This window comes from Paenibacillus sp. FSL R7-0313, from assembly GCF_037969885.1.
Taxonomy (GTDB): Bacteria; Bacillota; Bacilli; order Paenibacillales; family Paenibacillaceae; genus Paenibacillus.
In genome coordinates, this window is the sequence record NZ_CP150219.1 from 3,539,095 (window position 1) to 3,560,947 (window position 21,853).

Sequence of the window (21,853 nt, forward strand, 5' to 3'; positions counted from 1 at the left end):
ATGCTTGCTTATATAGAGATGTGGAGGAGATGACATATGAGCAATTCAACCATGGAACGTCTGAATGCATTGCTGCCGGAGTGGCTGGAGACCAGTCGTTTGCACACCGGGCAAGGTAAGGTGGCTTCTTATATTCCAGAGCTTGTCAAAGCCTCTCAGGATGAGCTTGGTATACATATCATGGACGCCGAAGGGAACCATGTGTCGGCAGGGGATTGCGGTGTCCCATTTACGATGCAAAGTATCTCCAAAGTATTTACCCTTATTCTGGCCCTGATGGATCATGGGGAAGAAGCGGTTTTCTTTAATGTAGGAAAAGAACCGACAGGCGACGATTACGATTCGATGATCAAGCTTGAATTGGTTGAACCCGGAATCCCGTTCAATCCATTAATCAATGCAGGTGCGATTACGGTGTCCTCGCTTGTTGGAGGAGACTGTAAGGAAGAAAAATCACGCCGCATTCTGGAGTTTTTCCGCAAACTGGCGAATAATGATCAGCTGGGCTATAACGAAGAGGTATTCGAGTCCGAATCAGAGAGCGGTCACCTGAACCGTTCACTTGGTTATTTTCTGAAGCATAATGGTGTAATCAAGGATGACGTGGAAGATGTACTCGCCGTGTATTTCCGTCATTGCTCCATTGAAGTCACCTGTGCAGATTTGGCGCGAATGTCACTTGTTCTCGCCTATAATGGAACAGATCCAATTACGGGAGAAGAACTCATCCCTCGTCGCTATGTTCAGATTGCCAAAACCTTTATGACGACCTGTGGGATGTACAATGCTTCAGGCGAATTTGCCATCGAGGTAGGTTTGCCCGCCAAGAGTGGAGTATCCGGTGGAATTCTGACCCTTGTACCGGGACAATTCGGCATAGGTCTTGTTGGCCCGGCTCTGAATCGCAAAGGCAACAGTATTGCTGGCGTGCATCTGCTCGAGCGTCTGTCCAAGGAATTTGACTGGAGCTTTTTCTAAAAGTTTTTCAGAAAAAAGAAGCTGTACCCTTATATGTAGCCGATGAATCACGTATCCGATATTTTGCTTCTTTAGAACGAAGTGAATGGTCAGGATATGTCTCGTCGGCTATTTTTGGTATTCATCAGGATGTGTAGGAAGGCAGTCCTGCATGTTAACGACTATGCTGCATCTATCATGGACTATCCACAACACCGGGGTGGGTGTATACCCCTTCATTCATTGGCAAGCGCCACATCCGTAATGAGGTTCATTTGAATATCCCGGGACCCATCTTCCATCAGTAGTCTGAGGGTCCGGGCAGGACGGTCCAGCCGAAGCACCTGCCCCGTGTAACGGATATCGTCATGTTCGTGAAACAACGTAATAGTGACTCTATCTCCAAGCATCATCGAGTTGCTGAGCAAACGGGACATTTCTTCCGCGGCCTGGGCATCCAGGGATGGGCGGGTACGAGGAGCAAGTTGTTCCTGATGAAGAATGTAGGCTTCCCGGTGTTCGGGGAGCATCATGCGTGAGGACTCGAAGATACCGTTTTGCTGCAATTTTTTACTCATTTATAATGACCTCCAATTTTATGGGAACGTTCATGGGCTTGCGCGGACGAGCAGAGGGAGGATGCCCGCATGATGGCGGTATCTCCGTACCTGCGCTTGATATCATCCGTGGCACGTTCCAATTCTCTTTTACGTTCACGGTCATCAAACCAGGACAGCTGTACTTCAGAATCGGGTACAAGTCCGGTCAATGACACGCTGATGCGGCGGATGGGTAATCCGTCCCAATGGCGCAGGAACAGAGCTGCTGCCGCATCGTATACTTCATCCGTAATGTTGGTGGGTTCATTCACCTTCATCTGGCGGGAGAAACCAGTTGGCCGATCATAATCCTGTCCGCGACACCCAACGGAGACCACATGACCCATGAGTGATTTGTCCCGGGAACGTCGACTGACGAGTTCCGCCAGTTCAAGCAGTACCACTTTGATATCTTCCCAGGAGTCATAGTCCCGGGGCAGCGTCATCTGATGTCCGATTCCCTGCTGCTGATGAGCATATGTCCCGGGTTTGACCGGGGAATCGTCAATACCGCGGGCGATACGCCACAGTACCTCGCCATTCACACCCCAACGTTCTCTCAGTCGGGACAGTGGGGTCTGGGCCAGATCACCGATCGTATGGACTCCCATCTTGTAGAGATGCTGCGCCATGCGGGAACCGACCATGAACATGTCTCGCACAGGCTTCTCCCAGATGGTTGAAGGCAGATCTTTGCGAGGTAGCGTACAGATGCCTCCAGGGACTTTTTTGGCATACAGATCACAGGCCATTTTGCTAACGACCTTGGTATCGCTGATACCAATTCGAATGTACACACCCGTCTCCTCCATCACTCTGGATTGAATGCTGCGCGCAATCGTCTCGGGGCTGCCAAACAGATCCAGGCTTCCGGTGACATCGAGGAACTGTTCATCAATACTATAGGGTTCCACCAGATCGGTGTAAGACTGAAGGATACGCGTAATATGAAGGGACACCCGAATGTACTCGGCCATCCGGGGGCGAACAACAACAACATCCGGACATTTGGCGAGCGCTTCGCCCAGTCGTTCTGCTGTCGTAATTCCATAGGACTTGGCGAGTGGACAGGCCGCAAGAATAATGCCCGAACGGCGCGCCGGATCTCCCGCAACAACGAGGGGGCGATCCTTGTATTCGGGGTGTGCAGACTTCTCCACACTGGCATAGAATGACTGGCAGTCTGCCAGCATGATGACACGTCTGTCTTGGCGGGGCATAAGACTTCTCTCCTTATTCGTGATGCTAAGCTCTTATGTTAAGAAGCAATTATATTCATTTGAACATCGATAATTAACAGTTTATTTACAGTATGGAACAAGTGTTCTTGTTTTATAAGCATATCCGACAATTCGAAATGCGGCAACCGGAATTATTTTGCAAATTGGACACAATTATGGGTTAGCTATATTAGAGGCAGAAATTAGGAAATAAGATGTGCTTTTTTACATTTAATGTGAGAGATCCATGACTTCCGGGTGATGACCGGGCGTTCATTTGGGTTTTTGTAAAAGGGTTATAAATGGGCACAGTCCTATAGAGGGGGACTGATGTCCTTTTTTGATTTTCTGCATTTTTCAGAAAACCTTGATGTGACGCGGAATATCGCTGATGCGTTATCGGACTATAGTATCAATTTTGTAATCTTTATGGTTAATACTGTAAAATGGTCCGCAACTTTAAAATATAACTCGCGTTTAATGGGGTATGTGTTCAAACGGCAAACGTTGCCTGTACCCGCGTTGCACATAACAATAAAGGTTCCAGAAGTGCAAGATCAGCAGGGTATCTAATCCATGCGATTCCAGCAAATATTAGTGTTTGGGAATCAGACGTATCCTGAAGGCTTTCGGGTGCTAGTTGATGGCGCTTTTTACGAATTATGGGCAGAATGTTCCATTTCATGTTTGCTTCCATCAGCCTAGTTACAAATGCAGAGTCTTAGCGCTATAGTGAGAACTACACCGCTGACATCTCTACCAAGCGGACATCCGAAGCGGAAAGATTCGTAAACTTCATGTTGGACCATTCGATGTTGAAGCAGGATGCATATTAGAGAGGTGAGCAATCTAAAGACATGAGCAGACAAAGACGAAGACGCTGGCTATTAACGGTGTTGACAGGAGCAGTGGTGGTGACCGGTGGGATATTTGCCGGATGGCACTATATGCAACCCAAGCTCGTTACGTACACAGCGGAGAACGGCACGGAGATGAAATTCAAGACCGATGGAGACCGGTTCATGGAATACGGGCCAGATGGAACGTGGAGGGAGATGTTCGTCAAAGGTGTCAACCTGGGCGCAACTTCACCGGGGCATTACCCGGGAGAATTCCCGCTGACCAAAGAGGATTACTTGCGGTGGTTCCAGCAGATCGAGGATCTGGGAGCCAATGTAATCCGGGTATACACGGTTCACGAACCGATTTTCTACTCCGCATTGGTCGAATATAACCGCGGCCGGGAGCAACCGTTATATTTTATACAGGGCATATGGTCACCTGAAGAAGAGTTGATTGAGAAACAGGATGCCTATGCAGCCCATATTGAGCAGACGTTCAAGCAGGAGATTGAAAAGGCCGTATCTGCTGTCTATGGCGATGCGGACATTCCTGCCAAGCAGGGAGAGTCCAGCGGCAAATACAAAACGAATGCAGGAAAATACCTGATGGCCTGGCATGTGGGGACGGAATGGGACCCGGCGATGGTAGACAACACAAACGCAAAACATGCGGACGTACCGCAGTACAAGGGAGTTCATTTCTCGGCGAGTCCAGAAGCGTCACCGTTCGAGAACTGGCTCGCAGAGTTACTGGATCATACGGCGGTCCTGGAGAAGAAGTATGGATGGGAACATCCGATGACCTTCACCAATTGGGTAACGACCGATGTGCTGGATCATCCCGGCGAGCCGCTGTATGAAGAGGATCTCGTCAGTGTAGATGCCCGACATATTCAGCCGGAGGCATGGCAGGGAGGTTATTTTGCAGCCTACCATGTGTACCCGTATTACCCGGATCTGTTCCATATCGATAAAACACTCCAAACGATCAAGGATGAGAACGGTGAGTACAATACGTACAAAAGTTATCTGCGCAAGCTGAAAGCCGAGTTTTCCGATATGCCTGTAATGATTACAGAGTATGGCGTACCCTCTTCTCTTGGTATTTCCCATCTGGGTATGGGCGGACGGAATCAGGGTGGACATAACGAAGTAGAGCAGGGAGATATTGACGCGTCACTGACGCAGGATATCTATGATGAAGGGTACTCGGGAGCAATTGTGTTCATGTGGCAGGATGAATGGTTCAAAAAAACATGGAACACGATGCCACTGGAAATCCCGGCTGATCGCCGTGCATATTGGCTGAACGTACTGACAAACGAGAAGATGTTTGGCCTGCTTGCCATGGACCCCGGTAAACAGGAACAGTTGACCATCGACGGATCACTGGATGACTGGGATGATCTGAAGGATGAAGAGGTCACGACCTGGCAGGGCCAAGTGGACGGCATTCAGGAAATGAAGATGACCCATGATGAAGCCTATCTGTATATTGGGCTGACCTTGGATCAACCGTTTGACCCGGCTAAGACAGTGCTACGAATTGGGACCGATACACTTGCTGGAGGCAGTCAGCCTGACAAGTTACTCCCGGGCCGGACGCTCAGTGATGGTCTTGAGACGGTGATTACACTGGGGCAGGATGAAGAATCACAGGTGGAGATTGCTAAGGATTATGACTTTAATCAGCGTCTGTACGGCAGAGAAGGATACGACATGCTGCCAGATCAGCAGTCCGATTCCGCAGATCCGTTCCACCCATGGAATCTGGCAGTCAGCCTGAGAATGACACCGCCGGATACCCGATCTGCTCATCCATTCATGAATGAAAAGGTCGGAACATTGAAGCGGGGAACGACGGCTCCCGGTCAGCCCGATACGGATTCATTAACGGCATGGCAGTATAACGGCAATCAGGTGGAGATGCGAATTCCCTGGATGCTGCTTGGGTTCGGTGATCCGAGTTCGCTGCAAGCGATCGACTATGGACCGCTCAAGAATGGACGTGAGTTCTCCACAGTTGCTGTGGAAGGCATTACCCTCATTCCGTGGTTAACGGACCGCGCCACGAAGAAAGTATCCTGGCCTGGGGGTGAACAGACGACCCTGGATCTGAAGACATTGCCCGTATATAGCTGGCAGCCTTGGGAGCAGGTGCAGTATAGTGAACGGCTGAAGATAAGCTACGAAAAAATGAAGAAGAGCTATGAAAAAATTCCTAGTTTTCAGATCGAATAAATAAGTATAAAGGAGGACCTTTTCACATGTTTCCAAGTTTGGCTTTGGCCTATCTGTTTTTGTACATCTGTATCGCACTTGTTGTTGTAGGCGTCATCGTATTGTTTGCCATGAAAATGTCCCACAATGGCAAACGACGCAAGACGGCGTTTTATGAATTGAAGCAGCGTGACTACTTCACCTATCTGCAAACAGCTTTGACCGAGAATAGTCCACTCAAATTGCCGCCAGGCAAGCTGGCTCCGCTGGAACGCAGAGTCATTCAGGACAGGCTGATTGAATGGATCGACCAGTTCAAGGGTGAGTATCGCGACAAATTAATCGCACTGTGCCGTGAAGCAGGGTTCGTAGAGCATGATCTGAAGGAACTGGGCCGTCTGCGTTATGGTCGCCAGATTGATGCAGCTTATCGCTTGGGTGGCATGCGTTGTCCCGAAGCTGTTCCGGGTTTGATGGAATTGCTGAAGGATGAGAAACCGGGCCCGATGGCCATTATGATTGGTCGATCCATCTCCAGATGTACGACTCGGCAAGGTGAACTGAAAGACATGCTGGCATTGCTGTTAACCAAAGGCAAGTCCATTCACCATCTGGCAGCCGATATTCTGCTCGAAACGAGTCTGGATACGAGCAGAATTCTAATTGAATTGCTGGAAGACCGGAATCCTGATTTTGTCAAAGTCGGACTGGTTGCCATGTGGGGACAGGCTGTACCTGAAGTGATGCCTGCACTGGACAGACTGGTAGGCGCAGAGCATCAGGATGTACGTGCCGAGGCGGTGAAGCTGTATCTTAGCGCAAGTCCGGCACTCCGGGATGAGACCATTCTGAAGCTGATCCAGGACCCCGATCCGGAAGTTCGCGCCGAAGTGGTACAAGCGCTTGGTTCGAAGCATGCATCTGGCAGTATTCCATTGCTGCGCAAAGCGCTGCGGGATGAGGACTGGAGAGTTCGATATAACAGTGCGGAGAGTCTGAGCAAGCTCGGTGAACCGGGATTCGAAGCACTGTGTCAGGCTGCGGTGCAAGGTACAGTTGCTGAGCGCGAGATTGCGATGCAGCAGATTGAGAGCACCATGCAGCATACGAGAACCGATGACAGAGCTGTAGAGCAGATGATTGCACATAACAAAAAAAGACTGCTGTACGATCGTTATTTTGGCCCTGTCCGAGAGAACAGAACCAGCAAGAAGCGCACAGGTGTCGCTACGGTAGGAGGGGATTACACTGCTTAGGGATCTACTATTAATCTACGGCATGGTCGCAATCTACTATGTTGTTTTTGTAAATACGCTCTACTTTTCCATTCTGGCTTTATCGTTCCGTAACATCTGGACGATCTTCCGGCGGTCGCACTATTCCAAATACAATACATTGTCAGGCTCGGAACTGGTACCTTCGGTTTCTCTGCTGGTACCGGCATACAACGAGGAACTGACGATTATTGAAAATGTGAACTGCCTGATGACGCTGAATTATCCAACATATGAAGTCATTGTGGTGAATGATGGCTCCAGTGATGCGACACTGAATATCCTGTTGGAAGAATATCGTCTGAAGCCAGTACCCAACACGAAGATTCGGGGCAAGATCGCCTGTCAGAAAATTCGTGGGATCTACCACAATCCAGAGTTCCCGGATCTGTATGTCATTGACAAGGAAAACGGCGGTAAGGCCGATTCCCTCAATGCGGGGATCAACCTGTCCCATTATCCATTGATCTCTTCCATCGATGCCGATTCTTTGCTGGAGAAGGATGCCCTGATCCGCATGGCACGCATGTATATGGAGAATCCGGAAGAGACGGTAGCCATCGGTGGAGATGTACGGATCGCCAATGGCTGCAAAATTGAAAACGGGGCAGTGCAAGATGTATCACTGCCACGCAAGATCTGGCCCATGTTCCAGTCGATTGAATATCTCAAAGCCTTCCTGGGTGGACGGATTGGCTGGAGTCACATGAACGGTCTGATCATTGTCTCTGGTGCCTTCGGCATGTTCCGCAAGGACGCAGTAATCGCCGTAGGCGGATACCGGGATGGTTATCCTGGGGAAGACATGAACATCATCATCAAACTCCACCGTTATATGCTGGAGAACAAATTGAAGTACCGCGTTGCCTTCTGCCCTGAGGCAGTATGCTGGACGCAGGCACCGGATTCCTACCGGATCTTGTCCAGTCAGCGCAAGCGCTGGGGCCGTGGGAACCTGAAGAACATGCTGGAGAATCGGGGCATGCTGTTCAATCCGAAATATAAGGTTATGGGTATGGTGACCATGCCATATAACGTCCTTTTTGAAGCACTCAACCCGTATTTCCGGATTACCGGACTTCTGGCTCTCGCTGGATATGTGCTTCTGGATATGACACAATGGCCGATTCTGGTTCTGTTCGGACTGCTGAACTTTGTGAGTGGTTATCTGCTGAGTGTAGGCGCACTTGTCCTGGAGGAGATTGCTTTCAAGCGTTACAACAAACTCTCCGATCTGGTCAAAATGCTCGTCTACTCCGCGCTGAAATTCGTGGGTTACCATCAGCTGGGCGTACTGTGGAGATTGCAGGGACATGTGCAGTTCATGCAAAACAACAACTCATGGGGTACCATGACACGGCAAAGCTGGTCCGAGGATGAGAAGAAAACAAGCGAAGCCGCTTGATTAAAGAATAATCAAAGCAATTATATGTCCAACTAGACATTTACACGATAACGGAGAGGGCAGAAAAAGCCTGTAGAAGCGAAGCGTGCACCTAAAAGCTTTCTGAAAGAAAGCTGCATCGAAAGCATACCTTTATCCCCGGATTTCCCCTTGTATAAAGGAATCAAAAAATCTGGGGATAACAGTGATCGAAAGGCTGTTCTGTCATCGGAGTGTCAGTGTAAATAATATTTTTTGGACTTATATAGATAATCGAGGAGAAGGGTGGAAAAGAACATGCCAAATACGGCGACATTGCAGCGTGAGGCTGCCGTTAATGTGTACCGAAGTGTAGAACAGGGATTGAAGGAAACGGGTGCCGAAACATGCGGCTTAATGTTCATCCATTGTGCAGGAAACTCTCAACCTGAGCAGCAGGTCAGGACACATCTGGAGCAGACGAGCGGGACATCCTTCCAGGTGTGGAAGGATGGGGCCACTCAGGCGATAGCCGTCCTGCTACCAGGGTTGTCACTGGATGAAGTTCATTATGAAGGACTTCGGATCAAACATGAGTTGCAAGAGACCGTACCTGGTGCCGATCCACAGATTACACTGGCCAGTTTCCCGGAAGGGGAGCGCCCTTCGAAGGCAACCATTCAGCATATGGCTGAATCCTCGAAGCTCGTAGATTCGTCGGAAATTCATATCTACACGCTGGACAATACGGCGGACGAGCCAGAACGAATTTTGATTGTGGACAACGATCCTACAGTACGCGAATTCCTGCAATTGCGGTTGAAGATGCAGGGATACGAAACCTATGAAGCCGTCGATGGACTGGCTGCACTGGAGTTGATCGAGAAGGTTACACCAGACCTGGTGCTCACCGAGCTGAATCTGTATGGCATCGACGGTCTGCCGTTCATCCATCATATTCAGAACCTGGAGATGGAGCAGCCGCCCAAAATTGTCGTGTTGACCGAACAACGTGTTGAGCAGACAATCAGTCAATGCTTCCGCAGCGGAGTGGATGATTACATGACCAAACCGTTCTCACCTGTAGAACTGGATGCCCGAATCAGACGCTGCCTGCATTAGAAGACAGCTTGGAACAACTGATTGTGTGAAGTTCAAAGAAAGAGCTTTTTTGACACTATGAATCAGATAGATTAGAGCAACATTTAGAGCACAGACACTCATCTATTTATATGGATTTTAAGCACTACCAAATACACTGCCCGGAGGGAATATCATGGAGAATCAACAATTCCACACATTACTGAATGCGATTGAAAATAAAGAAGCTGTACTCGGCGTCGTCGGGCTCGGTTACGTAGGACTTCCACTTGCCGTGGAAATGGTCAATCAAGGTTTCACGGTAATCGGAATTGATCTGGATGCGTCCAAAGTAGAAAGTATCTATCAAGGAGATTCCTATATTCACGATATTTCGTCCGATGAGTTGAAAAAAGTAATGCAAAGCGGTCGTTTCCAGCCAACGACAGATTACAGTATGCTGCGCGTGATCGACGCACTCAGTATCTGCGTACCGACACCGCTTAGTGAGAATCAGGACCCGGATACGTCTTACATCGAGACCGTTGTAGATCAGATCAAACTGCATATGAAACCAGGTATGCTGATTACCTTGGAAAGTACCACTTATCCAGGTACAACCGAAGAACTGATCCAGCAGCAGCTGGACAAGATCGGACAAGAAGCAGGTAAAGACTATTTCCTCTGCTTCTCGCCTGAACGTGTGGATCCGTCGAACGGACGTTTCACCACATTTAATACGCCGAAAGTAATCGGGGGCACGACTGAAGCCTGCCTGAAACTTGGAACAGCGCTATATAGCAAATATGTAGAAACCGTAGTACCGGTATCTTCACCAAAAGTGGCTGAGATGTCGAAACTGCTGGAGAACACTTTCCGCAGTGTGAACATTGCCTTTGTAAATGAGATGGCGATGATGTGTGACCGCATGGGAATCGATATCTGGGAAGTTATTGACGCAGCGGCGACGAAACCATTTGGTTTCATGCCATTCTATCCAGGCCCAGGCATCGGTGGACACTGCATTCCGCTTGATCCAATGTACCTGTCATGGAAGGCTAAAGGTTTCCGCTTCTATAGCAAATTCATTGAGCTGGCGCAATCTACCAATGACAACATGCCATATTATGTGTTGAACAAAACGTCAACGATTCTGAACGAATACGCCAAATCCGTACGTAAATCCAATATTCTGCTCCTCGGCATGTCGTACAAGCCTAATATTGCCGACCTGCGTGAATCACCAGGACTGGAAGTATATGAACTGTTCAAGGAAAGTGGAGCTAACGTAAGCTACTACGACCCACATGCGGATTCCTTCCAGGACAAGCATGGGGAGACCGTACACAGCGAAGTGTTCAATCTGGAACAGTTTAAGAAGTACGATTGCATCGTGCTGATCACCAACCACAGCGATTTGCCTTACTTTGATATTGCCGAGATGGGTGTGCCGATTCTGGATACACGTAATGCATTCCGTTCGTACACACATCCGCATATCTACAAGATTGGTCACTCGGTACAGCATCCTGTGCTTGAACCAAGTGAAGCGTTGCTCGTCTGAGGAAATATATGAGGCAACGGGGCAAACTGGTGGGTATGGCGAAATGGGCCATTCTGGCTGTGGTGTTGTGCCTGCTGCTTCTGTCCTGGATGTTCAAATGGTTCCAGGCGGAGGAACACAAAGCGACCTGGCTGTGGGACGCGTCCATTATTGCAGAACAGACGCCTGAGATTATTGCCTTTTCCAAAGAACAGGGCGTGGATACCATCTTCCTGCAAATCCAGGATGAGGTGCCTGACGCAACATACCGCAAATTCATTGCGGCTGCAGGGCAGGCTGAGATTGAAGTGCATGGACTTAACGGTCATGCAGACTGGGCCTATGAGGAGAAGCGGGATGAAGGACTTGCTTTTATCGAGCGAGTACGAGCATACAATGCAGCTTCGGCCAAGAATGAACGTTTCGAAGGCATTCAACTGGATGTGGAGCCGTATCAGCTGAAGCGCTGGGAGAACGAGGAGAGCAGCGTCATTGCAGAGTGGCAGAACAACATGAAGGCCTGGACAAAAGCCGGCGAGGATGCCGGACTGTACATGAGCGCTGCCATTCCGTTCTGGCTTGATGCCCGTCAGTCGGCTGAAGGTGAGGGTACATTCAGTCGCTGGGTCATTTCCCACTTCGATGCGGTAGCTATTATGGCTTACCGGGATAGTGGGCAGCAGATGTATGATCTGTCCAAGGAAGAACTGGACGAAGCCGATGATCTCGGCAAGAAAGTCTGGATCGGAGCGGAACTCGCGGATACACACGAGGGGGATCACCTGACCTTTTTCCGTAAACCGGTTAGCAATATGAATGAAGAGATGGCAAAGGTGTTTGATCTCGGTTCCTCTCATTCTTCATTTGCAGGTGTGGCTGTGCATCATTATGAAGCATGGTATGCGAAAGAGAACGGTATTCCGCTTGCGCGCAAGAATGAGGAGAAGGAATAGCGTCACGTCAACATAAAAAGTTCCTGGTTTCGAGTACGTGCGTCACGACTGTAGTATAGAAAGAAGGCAAGTCCCGGTTAGATGGGGCTTGTCTTTTTTGGTGGTGGATTTATATAAATTGAACTAAGAAAATGTACACTTGCCACAGAAAGCTTTTAGCTCCACTTCTTCAGGTTATTTCTGTCCTCTACGTTCTCGTGTAAATGTTTAGTTCAATTTATATATGCGTTTAGCAGCAATATAATGTACAGGATACGAATCTCAGGAGTCCATTGCAATTTGGTAAAGGAGACATCGTACATAACCGTACACAAGGCGTGGTGCATGAAGCATGGATTTTAGGCTGGGGAGCGAAAGGTCGCTCCCTCATTCTTTCGTGCTCTCCGATGTGCGATAGCGATTGGGCGGCAAACCGACTTGCTTTTTGAACGCTTTGGAGAAGGAGAACAAGTCCGGGTAACCTACGGAATGAGCCACTTCAGTTAAGCTTAGCGGCGTCTGCACCAGCAGGCGTTTGGCCTGATTCATTTTCAATTGTTGGATATATTGCACAGGGGACAGGCCATAGGCTTTGCGGAACTGTTTGGCAAAATGGGTTCGATCCACACCCGCATGAGCGGACACACCTTCCACGGAGATGCCGCCTGCAAAATGAATGTCCATGTATTCCTTGCCTTTCTGAAGCCAAGGTGTGGCCGAATCCGGTTGCAATCCTTTGGTTGCCGGGGAACGGGCTATGCGGTCAAAGAGGGTTAGAAACCGGGTGAGTCGTCCCAGATCGCTCGCTCCATCCTGCGGTTTGCGAACATCCTCCATGAACGAGCGCATCGCACTTGCTGTCTCCGGGGTCAGTACACCTGAACGGTACGGTGAGTCGGGTGTAAGTCCAATTCGGGAAAGCAGTTCCGATGCATGTGCGCCATCAAATGCAATAAATATTTTCTGCAACGTGTCCTCCGGGTCCGTCCAGTACTCATGGGTAACATGCGGAAACAGACAGAACGCATCCCTGGCTCGAAGGGCATGATGCTGTCCGTTCTGTATGAATGTACCTTCCCCCTCCAGCACAAACAGCAAATAATGATAAGGTGTGGTACGAGGGCCAATATGATAGTTGGTCTTGGCTATATTACGGCCAATACGAATCGGCCAGGCGCCACCAGCTTTCTCGAATTCAGATGGAGTGAAGAAAATAATATCCAAAAACTCATGGTGGTCCTCCTTCATGCTCTCGGTCATCAGGAACACCTCTTTATTGTATAAGTATCGTTTGTAGATTTTAAAAGTTTCACTTATAACCTATTATACAGGTGGGTTTTATACATATTCAAGATCAGGAAGACCTAAATCTGAGAAAAGACCACAAAATGACAAAATGAAATTGCCGCGAAATGACATTGATCACAGACAAATCAATTGATATGATGTCAATACCTATTAAACCAAGTTAATTAATCGGCATTTGGATGCTTACTTTGAAAATGAATTAGAAATTAGGCACACTTTAAAAATAAGTTTTAAACGAGTGCAAACGTAGTGGAGGGGACGAAATCGATTCTGAAGAAACGTAGTGTTCACCTTTATCTCCGGATTTTCCCTTAGAAAAGGGAATCAAAAAATCTGGAGATAACAGTGATCGTAAGAACGATTCGTAACCGTAACGGCCAAGTTGCAGAACAGCGATCTTATTTTTAACATGAGACTTTATTTATTCATAGAAGGGATTGACTTTTGTGAGCGAACAGGAAGATATGAAGTTTGGATGGTTTTTGCCAACAGCAGGGGATGGTAAGTATGTAGGGGTTGCCCCGGAGCGGGAACCGAGTCTGGATTATCTGATCGATGTGGCACAGACGGCTGAGAAGGCAGGATTCGAATTTGTACTGATTCCGACAGGGGGAGCCTGTCTGGACGCGTGGGTGGTCGGCTCAGCAGTGATGAGTCACACGAAGACATTGCGTCCCCTTGTCGCCATTCGCCCGGGATTGGTTACACCCGTGCTCGCTGCACGAATGGGAGCCGCACTGGATCAGCTCTCTGGTGGTCGCGCCATGATCAATGTGGTGACAGGCAGTTCTGTTCGAGATCTGGAGGAACTCGGCGATCCACTGGCACATGCGCATGATGAACGATATGTACGAGCGAGCGAGTATATGGAAGTCATGAAGCGTTCATGGACCCAATCGACGGGACTGAACCTGACGGAGTTTGCCGGAAGTGGTTCAAAATCTGGTGCAGATGCACCCAGTGATCCCAATCCTGAATTCAACGGTCAGTATTACAACTTCAAAGGACCGGTAGGCATGCCGGAGACGGTGCAAAATCCGCATCCACCATTCTATCTGGGAGGAAGCTCTCCGATTGCTAAGAAGGTCGCTGTTGAACATGCGGATACGTTCCTCATGTGGGGCGAGCCACATGACTGGATTCAGGAGCAGATCGAAGAGATTGAGGTAATTCGTCAGCAGGTGAAAGAGGAAACGGGAAAAGATCGTCAGCTCCGTTACGGCATGCGTGCTCAGGTACTCATTCGAGATACCGAGGAAGAAGCATGGGCAGCAGCTTGGGAGATTATTAGCAAAGTACCACCAGAAGCGATTGAGAAAGCCAAAGCCGCTTTTGCCGAAACGGATGCAACCAACCAACGCAGACAAAACGAGTTACGGGAACTGTCCGAGAAGCAGCAGTTTGTCGTAGGTCCCAACCTGTGGACAGGCTTGTCCGTTGTGCGTTCCGGCGGTGCGATCCTCATTGTGGGTACAGCCGAACAGGTCGCAGAACGTTTGATGGAATATGGAGATCTCGGCGTTACGACTTTCATTCTCTCGGGTTACCCGCATCTGGAAGAGGCCGAAATCTTCGGTCGGACTGTGATGCCGATCATTCGCGAGAAATGGAAAACAAGACAGAAGCAGCATTCCGTTACTACTAACTAAGTTACTACCAACTCTAGGTAAGTGCCCCTTTTTTTACACTTTAACGGAGAGGGCAGAACCGATCTGAAGAAGCGGAGCGCTCGCCTTTATCCCCGGATTTTAACCATTGAAAGAAATGATTCAAAGAAATCCGGGGATAACAGCGATCGGAAGATGGTACTGCACTCGGAGTGCCCTGTGTAAAAACTTTTGTGCAACTTACATTAATCATCCTCAGGAGGTCGTCTTTCATGAAAAAAAATAAAAAATTGATCCTGCCGCTCGTCAGTATGCTGGTGATGTCCATCCTGCTGTCAGCTTGCGGCGGTGGGGATAACGCGTCATCTGGAGAGAACGGCTCCTCAGGTTCAGGCAAGGTTACGATCAGCTTCATTCACTGGCGTGGAGAAGATGTGGAAGCACTCAACAAGACCATTGACGCATTTGAAAAAGAAAACCCGAATATCAACGTGGAGATGCAGACACTGCCCTCCGATCAATATCAGTCCACCGTTCAATCCAAAATCAGTGACGGTTCGGTAGGGGATGTATTTGCATCCTTCCCGGGTGCACAGTTCGAAGCTTTCACCAAAGCCGGCTTGTTCACTGATCTGACTGGATCCTCGTTCCTGTCGGCCTACAATTCAAAGCTGATTGAATCAGGACAGCACGATGGCAAGCAATATGCGATTCCGTACCAACTCGTATATAACGATCCAATCTATAACGTAAAACTGTTTGAACAATACGGCTTGACGCCGCCGACCGATTGGGAAGGCTTCCTGGCCCTTTGCCAGAAGCTGAAAGACAATGGCATCATTCCGATTGCCTTTGCCGGAGCGGACATTGGCCCAGGGCAATTCATGAATACGATGGTGATGAACAATGCACCGAGTGACGACATTTTTACCAAAGTGGAAGCTGGGGAAGCCAAACTGACGGATGAGTTTTGGGTGAAAACGTTGACTCAAATCAAGGAACTGAACGATAAAGGTTACTTCCAGCAGGATGCACTGGGTACAAAAGACCCTGCGGCTGGCGCACTGTTTATCCAAGAGAAAGCAGCGATGCTGGCAAGTGGATCGTATCAATTGGCTCAGAACAAGCAGCAGAATCCAAATCTGGAGCAAAAACTGCTTGCACCGATTACGGTAAGTGCAGATCAAGCGAAGTATGAAGGAGTGCATACCACTACGTTCATGCTCGCGGTGAACAGCAAGTCAAAACATCCGGAAGAAGCGAAGAAGTTCCTCGAATTCCTGAGCAATCCCGATGTAGCGAGTGACTATGCCAACCAGACGGGACAGAATGTAACGGTGAATGATGTGAAGTACGATACGCCTGAGCTTCAGGTAGCCGGAGAATGGGCAACCAAAAAGACCGTGTTCCAGCCACGGTTCACCATCCTGAACGGAGACAATCAAAAAGCAGTAACCAACTCCATCCAGGCTGTACTGAGCGGCACTTCTCCAGAAGAAGCAGCACAGCAGGCACAAGCGATCATTGATCAGCATATCGGGAAATAAACGATGAAAAACCGTCTACAGCTATCCCTTTTTCTGATCCCTGGGTTGCTGCTGTACGTTGGATTGTTCGTATTTCCTACATTGACGGGGCTGTTCTACTCCTTTACGGATTGGGACGGGGTATCCCCGTCGTATGCATTTGTAGGGCTGGATAATTACAAGGACAGTCTCAGCAGCATCGTATTCCGCAAAGCCTTTGGTAATAACGTGGAGTTCATGTTAACGGTTGTTATAGCACAAACCTTTATTTCTCTTGTCTTAGCCCTGCTCCTGGTACGCAATACCAAGACACGCATTGTGCTTCGGGCACTGTATTTCCTGCCTGCGATTCTGTCTTCCGTATCGGTCGGACTGATCTGGGCATTTATGTATGATCCATCCATTGGATTGATCAACTATGGATTGAATGAAGCCGGGATGAGCAGTATTGCTCGCAACTGGATTGGTGATCCTAAGATCGCCATCTATTCCATCGCTGCGGTCCAAGTCTGGGCCCATGCTGGACAGATGATGATTGTATTCATCGCAGGTCTGCAAGGCATTCCGGCAGAACTGTATGAAGCGGCTCGCATTGACGGCGGCAGCAAATGGCAGGTATTCCGTACCGTGACCTGGCCACTGCTGGCACCTTCGGCAACGATTGTTGTGGCCTATACGACCATTCAGTCGTTCAAGGCATTTGACCTTATTTTCACCATGACGGACGGAGGCCCGAACTACGCAACTGAAATTTTGACAACATATATCTATCATACCGCCTTTGGCAGCTATTCATTTGGTCTGGCTTCTGCCGGTTCCATGATCTTCCTGGTGTTGCTCGCGCTCTTGACGCTCTTGCAGTTCAAGGCACTGCGTGCCGACCGGGTAAGTTATTGAGGTTGATGTTGGAGCATTCATCCTGCAATCGAGGCAGAAGGGAGTTCACATGTTTTTAAAATGGTTCAATCGCCTGATCTTATTGGTGTACGCGCTGCTGATCCTTGTGCCGCTGTACTTTGTATTTGTTTCCTCATTCAAAACAAGCAGCAACTTCTTCACCAGTCCATTCAGCTGGCCGGACCCGTTTACGTGGGATAACATCACGGGCATGTTCCGCAATCAGCCGATGTGGCAATATTTCGGGAACAGTCTGGTTGTGACGCTTGGTACGGTTGCCATTGAGTTAGTGCTGAGCAGCATGATTGCTTACGCCATTGTCCGCTGGGGCGGTAATGTAGGTAAAATCGTGTTTGCTCTGTTCGTAGCAGGGCTGATCGTTCCTTCCCAAGTGAGTATGCTGCCGATCTATTCTCTCACGCGTACACTCGGGTGGTCGGACAGTCTGACAGGTTTGATTGTCGTATCCGCGGCAATGCTGATGCCAGTCTCCGTATTTATGCTGACAGGCTTCATGCGCATGCTTAATTCGGAGATTCTGGAAGCGGGCAGTATGGATGGAGCAAGTGAATGGAGGCTCTATACCCGGATTGCACTGCCACTGGCTGCACCTTCGCTGGCGGCAACAGCTACGTTCCTTCTCGTCATGGTATGGAATGACTTGCTTATTCCGATGCTGATGCTCAGCAGTAAGTCCAAGCTCACTTTACCTCTCGCGCTTATGCAGTTCCGTGGGGAATACGTGACGAACTATCCGATGATGCTTACGGGTGTGCTGGTAACGGCCATTCCGATGATCGTGCTGTTCCTTCTACTCCAGCGTTACTTTGTAGCAGGTCTGACAGCGGGTTCACTCAAGGGGTAAGGTATCGCAGAAATCGGAAGGAAAAGCTTATTTTGCATTGATTTCTGGAGCATTCTGCATAATAATGATTTAGTGTCAGAATGACTACATAGAGATCAAGGGAGCTATAAGTGATGAGCAAACTGGAAGTATTGCGGAATCCCAAGCAGCGCAAGCTGCTGTTCAGTGCCGGCATGAGCTGGCTGTTTGATGCGATGGAAGTTGGTATGATCTCCTTTATCGTGGCTGCACTCGCCAAGGAATGGAGTCTCAGTCCCGGACAAGTCGGCGTGCTTACGAGTATTAACTCGATCGGTATGGCGCTAGGTGCTTTGCTTGCAGGTGCACTCGCGGACCGATTTGGACGGAAGGCCATACTGATGTGGACCTTGTTAATCTTTACGATTGCAAGCGGTCTGTCTGCATTGGCGACTGGATTTGCGGTATTGTGTGCACTGCGTCTGGTTGCGGGTATTGGACTTGGCGGAGAGTTGCCCGTGGCATCCACACTGGTATCGGAGTCGATGCCTACAGCGGAACGTGGACGTGCCGTTGTATTATTGGAAAGTTTCTGGGCTGGGGGCTGGATTGTATCCGCGCTGATTGCGAACTTTGTTATCCCGGAGTACGGATGGAGAATTGCCTTTGCCATTGGTGCGCTTCCGGCGTTCTATGCACTGTATCTGCGTCGTGCCATTCAGGACCCGCCGCGGTACAAGAATCATACCAAGCTTCATAAAATCACGTTCCGCGAGAAAGTAGCTACCGTCTGGTCAGCACCACATCGCCGTACAACGTTGATGCTCTGGATTTTGTGGTTTACCGTCATTTTCTCTTATTATGGAATGTTCCTGTGGCTGCCTTCGGTTGTGATGGCAAAAGGATTTACGTTGGTTAAAAGTTTCCAATACGTGCTGATCATGACGATTGCACAGTTGCCAGGTTACTTCACCGCAGCGTACTTCATTGAACGTTACGGTCGCAAGTTCGTACTGGTTGTTTATCTTACCTTGACCGCATTCAGTGCGATTGCGTTTGGACTGGCAACAACGGAAGCGACGATCTTGGCCGCAGGAATCTGTCTATCCTTCTTCAATCTGGGAGCCTGGGGTGGTCTGTACGCCTACAGCCCGGAATTATATCCGACTTCCGTTCGTTCGACAGGTGTTGGACTTGCCACATCGGTTGGCAGAATCGGGGGCGTACTTGCTCCATTAATGGTCGGTATGCTGGTTCAGCGTGAAGTGGCGATCAGCCTGATTTTCACGATTTTCTTCGTGACAATCCTCATTGGCGCAGCGGCTGTACTGTTCTGGGGCCGGGAAACGAAGGGTCAGGAACTTGCTGAGTAATTGTCAATAAATACAACGCAACTTTTGTACGGGTCTGCCTGCCTACGGAAATAACGGGTTGGACAAGCGGTATATGGTTGATACAAGAAGGGGTATGACCATGGTGTGACCATGGGCTCATGCCTCTTTTTGTTATGTTCAGCATCGATTTTTCACTGCGTCATCGGTCCGATAGACTTCATTTTTTCTATATCCTATAATGACACTCGGGATGTAGGACCGCGAGGATTCAGGGGGAAGAAGTGGGATCTGGATTCAGAAAAGTGGAGGTAAATGGCATGATGAACAAGTATAAGCAGATGGCACAAATGAATGAAAAGACTCGCTTGAATAGTATAAATGCAAGCCGTAATAACGTGATTGACATGGTGCGTGCGCATATGAATAACGACATACATGTAACGTACCGCGATAAGAACAGTAATGAACTGAGTGAAATAAACAGAATGTATGATGTGTATGTTGTGGATGAAAGTAAACCCATGAAAGAGATGGAGGTCACCAATACGATGAATAACATGACAATTACGAAAAATATGGAGTGCACAGAGAGCGAGGATGCTCTGACTAGTGCTGGTAGGACGAATGAAGGATCTGATGTGCGGGCGATTGCTGACATCATGGAACCAATCACCGTCAGTCGGAAAGTCACTCATGGAAAGGGGAAAGCCGCTGGTAAAAGAGCAGGACGGGTCAGCATGCTTCTCGGTGCCTGCGCATTGACACTGGGATTGACCGTGGCAGCGCCTTCTGCGGGAGCACAGAAGCTGGAACAGGGTGTTCGCAGTGAACATGTGCTGCAATTGCAGGAACAATTGAGCGATCTGGGCTACTTCGATGCTGGAATGACTGGATATTACGGTACCATCACCAAAGGTGCTGTCCGCAAGTTCCAACAGGCACAGGGGCTGAGTGCAGACGGCGTTGCAGGTCCGGCAACACTGAACAGGCTGAATAAAAAAGCCAAAGCCGAAGGCGAGACACTGCGCCAGCTGGCGAAGCTGATCCACGGTGAAGCTCGCGGGGAATCTTTTGAAGGGCAAGTTGCTGTAGGAGCGGTTGTGTTGAATCGGGTACATTCGAGTGAATTCCCGTCGTCTATTTCGAAAGTTATTTTCCAGAAAGGACAATTCACGGCTATAGACGATGGGCAGTTCAATACGAAGCCGACTCAGACCTCTTACAGAGCTGCTCGCAAGGCTTTGAATGGCGCTGATCCGACAAACGGAGCGCTCTATTATTACAATCCGAAGATAGCCACTTCGGTGTGGAGTAAGAGCAGGCCGACGCTGCTGACCATTGGCCAGCATGATTTTACGAGATGAGATAGTTTGAGTTTATAGATAGAACAAATGTATTTTCTTAATACAACAAGGAACCCCGGCTGTATGCTGCTCATCTGCAGGTACATGGCCGGGGTTTAATAATTATTATATCGTGAAAAAATGGTATCTTAAAATTGAAGCAAATATAAGTTTAATATTACTTCTGGACCGTGAAAGGGATATTCAATGAAGTAGGCTCTACAATGGTTTCTCCAGTGTCATATTCATAGATTCTATTGAAAACCAATTCAATGGATTCCAGCTTGTCGGGGTCATCTGTGTATACTAAACCATAGCCCATATTATCCATGACTACACCGTCATATTGATGATAAACATAGGGTTTTCTCATGAAATTACGATCTGCTGAGATAGGTTTACCTGTGTTTGGATGGATGGAATTCAAACCGTAAAATCCGATATTTTGATCCGTTGTATTTTCCACACTGTAGATGATTTTGATATAAGTTATATCAGGACCGATATCTTCTTGATTCAGAATAGAAATGTTTTTACGAGTATCATCTGGAATATCACTAGCCTCTAATAATTGAGCATCCATCATATGAATAGTCAATGGGCCGAATTCAATACTTTGCTTCAGAGGAACAGTTTTTAACAATTTTAATTGTCCGCCGTAATCAAATGTACCTGTATCTCCGGATTTGGATAGAAGCGGTGGTAGTGCGCTATCCAAAAGCTTGTCCTGAAGAATTTTAGCGGCCTGCTCAAATTGATTATAGTCAGGATCAAATCCTTTGTATGTTAGTTCAGAACGGAAAGGCTTTAAACCGGATTCCAAGACAAGTTCAGAATATGCAGGGTGAGGCTGTAACGGATTGACTTCCAGTTGTGTAGATGTGGCATCATTGGAGCTGTCTGAACCGCCCAAAAGTGCGAGAGCGAGCAGTAGTTGAACAATAAACATAAAAAGCGACACCCTTTCTCTTAAACTCTATTAATT

At 48.5% G+C, this 21,853-nt stretch carries 17 protein-coding genes; 13 read left to right on the plus strand and 4 right to left on the minus strand.

All coding sequences use genetic code 11. The features are described from left to right. Positions 1 to 36: 36 nt before the first annotated feature. Positions 37 to 978 carry a glutaminase A gene (gene glsA, locus NSQ38_RS15530; protein WP_338587844.1) on the plus strand — a complete coding sequence of 314 codons (942 nt, stop codon included), beginning with the start codon at positions 37 to 39 and terminating at the stop codon, positions 976 to 978. A gap of 215 nt (positions 979 to 1,193) precedes the next feature. Here the strand turns inward: glsA and NSQ38_RS15535 are convergent, their stop codons facing one another. Continuing rightward, a complete protein-coding gene (locus NSQ38_RS15535) occupies positions 1,194 to 1,535 on the minus strand; it encodes a YolD-like family protein (protein WP_091028686.1) in 342 nt (113 codons plus the stop codon). Then, the gene (locus tag NSQ38_RS15540; protein WP_339782791.1) at positions 1,532 to 2,776 is read right to left on the minus strand and encodes a DNA polymerase IV; all 1,245 of its coding nucleotides are present in this window, start codon (positions 2,774 to 2,776) and stop codon (positions 1,532 to 1,534) included. The genes NSQ38_RS15535 and NSQ38_RS15540 overlap by 4 nt, the downstream gene beginning before the upstream one ends. Before the next feature lie 857 nt (positions 2,777 to 3,633). Here NSQ38_RS15540 and NSQ38_RS15545 point away from each other — a divergent pair. The 6 genes from NSQ38_RS15545 (at position 3,634) to NSQ38_RS15570 (ending at position 12,051) form a co-directional block, all read left to right on the plus strand. Next, the gene (locus tag NSQ38_RS15545) at positions 3,634 to 5,859 is read left to right on the plus strand and encodes a hypothetical protein (protein ID WP_339782793.1); all 2,226 of its coding nucleotides are present in this window, start codon (positions 3,634 to 3,636) and stop codon (positions 5,857 to 5,859) included. Positions 5,860 to 5,885: 26 nt separating this feature from the next. Then, positions 5,886 to 7,094: a HEAT repeat domain-containing protein gene (locus tag NSQ38_RS15550; protein WP_091018251.1), complete on the plus strand. Its 1,209-nt coding sequence runs from the start codon at positions 5,886 to 5,888 to the stop codon at positions 7,092 to 7,094. 22 nt (positions 7,095 to 7,116) lie between these two features. Then, a complete protein-coding gene (locus NSQ38_RS15555; protein WP_338587840.1) occupies positions 7,117 to 8,517 on the plus strand; it encodes a glycosyltransferase in 1,401 nt (466 codons plus the stop codon). A gap of 276 nt (positions 8,518 to 8,793) precedes the next feature. Continuing rightward, positions 8,794 to 9,597, plus strand: coding sequence for a response regulator (locus NSQ38_RS15560; RefSeq protein ID WP_339782795.1), 804 nt, complete (start codon positions 8,794 to 8,796; stop codon positions 9,595 to 9,597). Positions 9,598 to 9,751: 154 nt separating this feature from the next. Continuing rightward, positions 9,752 to 11,119, plus strand: coding sequence for a nucleotide sugar dehydrogenase (locus NSQ38_RS15565; RefSeq protein WP_091028694.1), 1,368 nt, complete (start codon positions 9,752 to 9,754; stop codon positions 11,117 to 11,119). Positions 11,120 to 11,127: 8 nt separating this feature from the next. Beyond that, positions 11,128 to 12,051 (plus strand): hypothetical protein, encoded by a 924-nt coding sequence (locus NSQ38_RS15570; protein WP_339782796.1) that lies wholly within the window; start codon positions 11,128 to 11,130, stop codon positions 12,049 to 12,051. A 366-nt stretch (positions 12,052 to 12,417) separates the two neighbouring features. On the opposite strand, the gene NSQ38_RS15575 is transcribed toward NSQ38_RS15570, so the two are convergent. Beyond that, positions 12,418 to 13,290: an AraC family transcriptional regulator gene (locus NSQ38_RS15575; RefSeq protein ID WP_339782798.1), complete on the minus strand. Its 873-nt coding sequence runs from the start codon at positions 13,288 to 13,290 to the stop codon at positions 12,418 to 12,420. A 512-nt stretch (positions 13,291 to 13,802) separates the two neighbouring features. Here NSQ38_RS15575 and NSQ38_RS15580 point away from each other — a divergent pair. The 6 genes from NSQ38_RS15580 to NSQ38_RS15605 all read left to right on the plus strand — a co-directional run bounded on the left by NSQ38_RS15580 (position 13,803) and on the right by NSQ38_RS15605 (position 20,889). Then, positions 13,803 to 14,987 (plus strand): LLM class flavin-dependent oxidoreductase, encoded by a 1,185-nt coding sequence (locus NSQ38_RS15580; RefSeq protein ID WP_339782800.1) that lies wholly within the window; start codon positions 13,803 to 13,805, stop codon positions 14,985 to 14,987. Between the two features lie 230 nt (positions 14,988 to 15,217). Further along, positions 15,218 to 16,492: an extracellular solute-binding protein gene (locus tag NSQ38_RS15585; protein WP_339782802.1), complete on the plus strand. Its 1,275-nt coding sequence runs from the start codon at positions 15,218 to 15,220 to the stop codon at positions 16,490 to 16,492. 3 nt (positions 16,493 to 16,495) lie between these two features. After that, positions 16,496 to 17,368: a sugar ABC transporter permease gene (locus NSQ38_RS15590; protein ID WP_339782804.1), complete on the plus strand. Its 873-nt coding sequence runs from the start codon at positions 16,496 to 16,498 to the stop codon at positions 17,366 to 17,368. Positions 17,369 to 17,417: 49 nt separating this feature from the next. After that, a complete protein-coding gene (locus NSQ38_RS15595; protein ID WP_339782806.1) occupies positions 17,418 to 18,233 on the plus strand; it encodes a carbohydrate ABC transporter permease in 816 nt (271 codons plus the stop codon). Positions 18,234 to 18,346: 113 nt separating this feature from the next. Further along, entirely contained in the window at positions 18,347 to 19,564 is a 1,218-nt protein-coding gene (locus NSQ38_RS15600) for an MFS transporter (protein WP_074095747.1), read from the plus strand. A 278-nt stretch (positions 19,565 to 19,842) separates the two neighbouring features. Next, positions 19,843 to 20,889 carry a cell wall hydrolase gene (locus NSQ38_RS15605; protein WP_339782808.1) on the plus strand — a complete coding sequence of 349 codons (1,047 nt, stop codon included), beginning with the start codon at positions 19,843 to 19,845 and terminating at the stop codon, positions 20,887 to 20,889. Between the two features lie 157 nt (positions 20,890 to 21,046). Here the strand turns inward: NSQ38_RS15605 and NSQ38_RS15610 are convergent, their stop codons facing one another. Continuing rightward, positions 21,047 to 21,817 (minus strand): hypothetical protein, encoded by a 771-nt coding sequence (locus NSQ38_RS15610; RefSeq protein ID WP_339782810.1) that lies wholly within the window; start codon positions 21,815 to 21,817, stop codon positions 21,047 to 21,049. Positions 21,818 to 21,853 lie beyond the last annotated feature (36 nt).

What these genes read in the sequence shown, in the direction of transcription:
- NSQ38_RS15585 (WP_339782802.1), top strand. Translation starts at nt 15,218, where the DNA reads ATGAAAAAAAATAAAAAATTGATCCTGCCGCTCGTCAGTATGCTGGTG.
- NSQ38_RS15595 (WP_339782806.1), top strand. Translation starts at nt 17,418, where the DNA reads ATGTTTTTAAAATGGTTCAATCGCCTGATCTTATTGGTGTACGCGCTG.
- NSQ38_RS15550 (WP_091018251.1), top strand. Translation starts at nt 5,886, where the DNA reads ATGTTTCCAAGTTTGGCTTTGGCCTATCTGTTTTTGTACATCTGTATC.
- NSQ38_RS15610 (WP_339782810.1), bottom strand. Translation starts at nt 21,817, where the DNA reads ATGTTTATTGTTCAACTACTGCTCGCTCTCGCACTTTTGGGCGGTTCA.
- NSQ38_RS15605 (WP_339782808.1), top strand. Translation starts at nt 19,843, where the DNA reads ATGATGAACAAGTATAAGCAGATGGCACAAATGAATGAAAAGACTCGC.
- NSQ38_RS15555 (WP_338587840.1), top strand. Translation starts at nt 7,117, where the DNA reads ATGGTCGCAATCTACTATGTTGTTTTTGTAAATACGCTCTACTTTTCC.
- NSQ38_RS15565 (WP_091028694.1), top strand. Translation starts at nt 9,752, where the DNA reads ATGGAGAATCAACAATTCCACACATTACTGAATGCGATTGAAAATAAA.
- NSQ38_RS15590 (WP_339782804.1), top strand. Translation starts at nt 16,496, where the DNA reads ATGAAAAACCGTCTACAGCTATCCCTTTTTCTGATCCCTGGGTTGCTG.
- NSQ38_RS15545 (WP_339782793.1), top strand. Translation starts at nt 3,634, where the DNA reads ATGAGCAGACAAAGACGAAGACGCTGGCTATTAACGGTGTTGACAGGA.
- NSQ38_RS15570 (WP_339782796.1), top strand. Translation starts at nt 11,128, where the DNA reads ATGAGGCAACGGGGCAAACTGGTGGGTATGGCGAAATGGGCCATTCTG.
- NSQ38_RS15560 (WP_339782795.1), top strand. Translation starts at nt 8,794, where the DNA reads ATGCCAAATACGGCGACATTGCAGCGTGAGGCTGCCGTTAATGTGTAC.
- NSQ38_RS15535 (WP_091028686.1), bottom strand. Translation starts at nt 1,535, where the DNA reads ATGAGTAAAAAATTGCAGCAAAACGGTATCTTCGAGTCCTCACGCATG.
- NSQ38_RS15575 (WP_339782798.1), bottom strand. Translation starts at nt 13,290, where the DNA reads ATGACCGAGAGCATGAAGGAGGACCACCATGAGTTTTTGGATATTATT.
- glsA (WP_338587844.1), top strand. Translation starts at nt 37, where the DNA reads ATGAGCAATTCAACCATGGAACGTCTGAATGCATTGCTGCCGGAGTGG.
- NSQ38_RS15580 (WP_339782800.1), top strand. Translation starts at nt 13,803, where the DNA reads ATGAAGTTTGGATGGTTTTTGCCAACAGCAGGGGATGGTAAGTATGTA.
- NSQ38_RS15540 (WP_339782791.1), bottom strand. Translation starts at nt 2,776, where the DNA reads ATGCCCCGCCAAGACAGACGTGTCATCATGCTGGCAGACTGCCAGTCA.
- NSQ38_RS15600 (WP_074095747.1), top strand. Translation starts at nt 18,347, where the DNA reads ATGAGCAAACTGGAAGTATTGCGGAATCCCAAGCAGCGCAAGCTGCTG.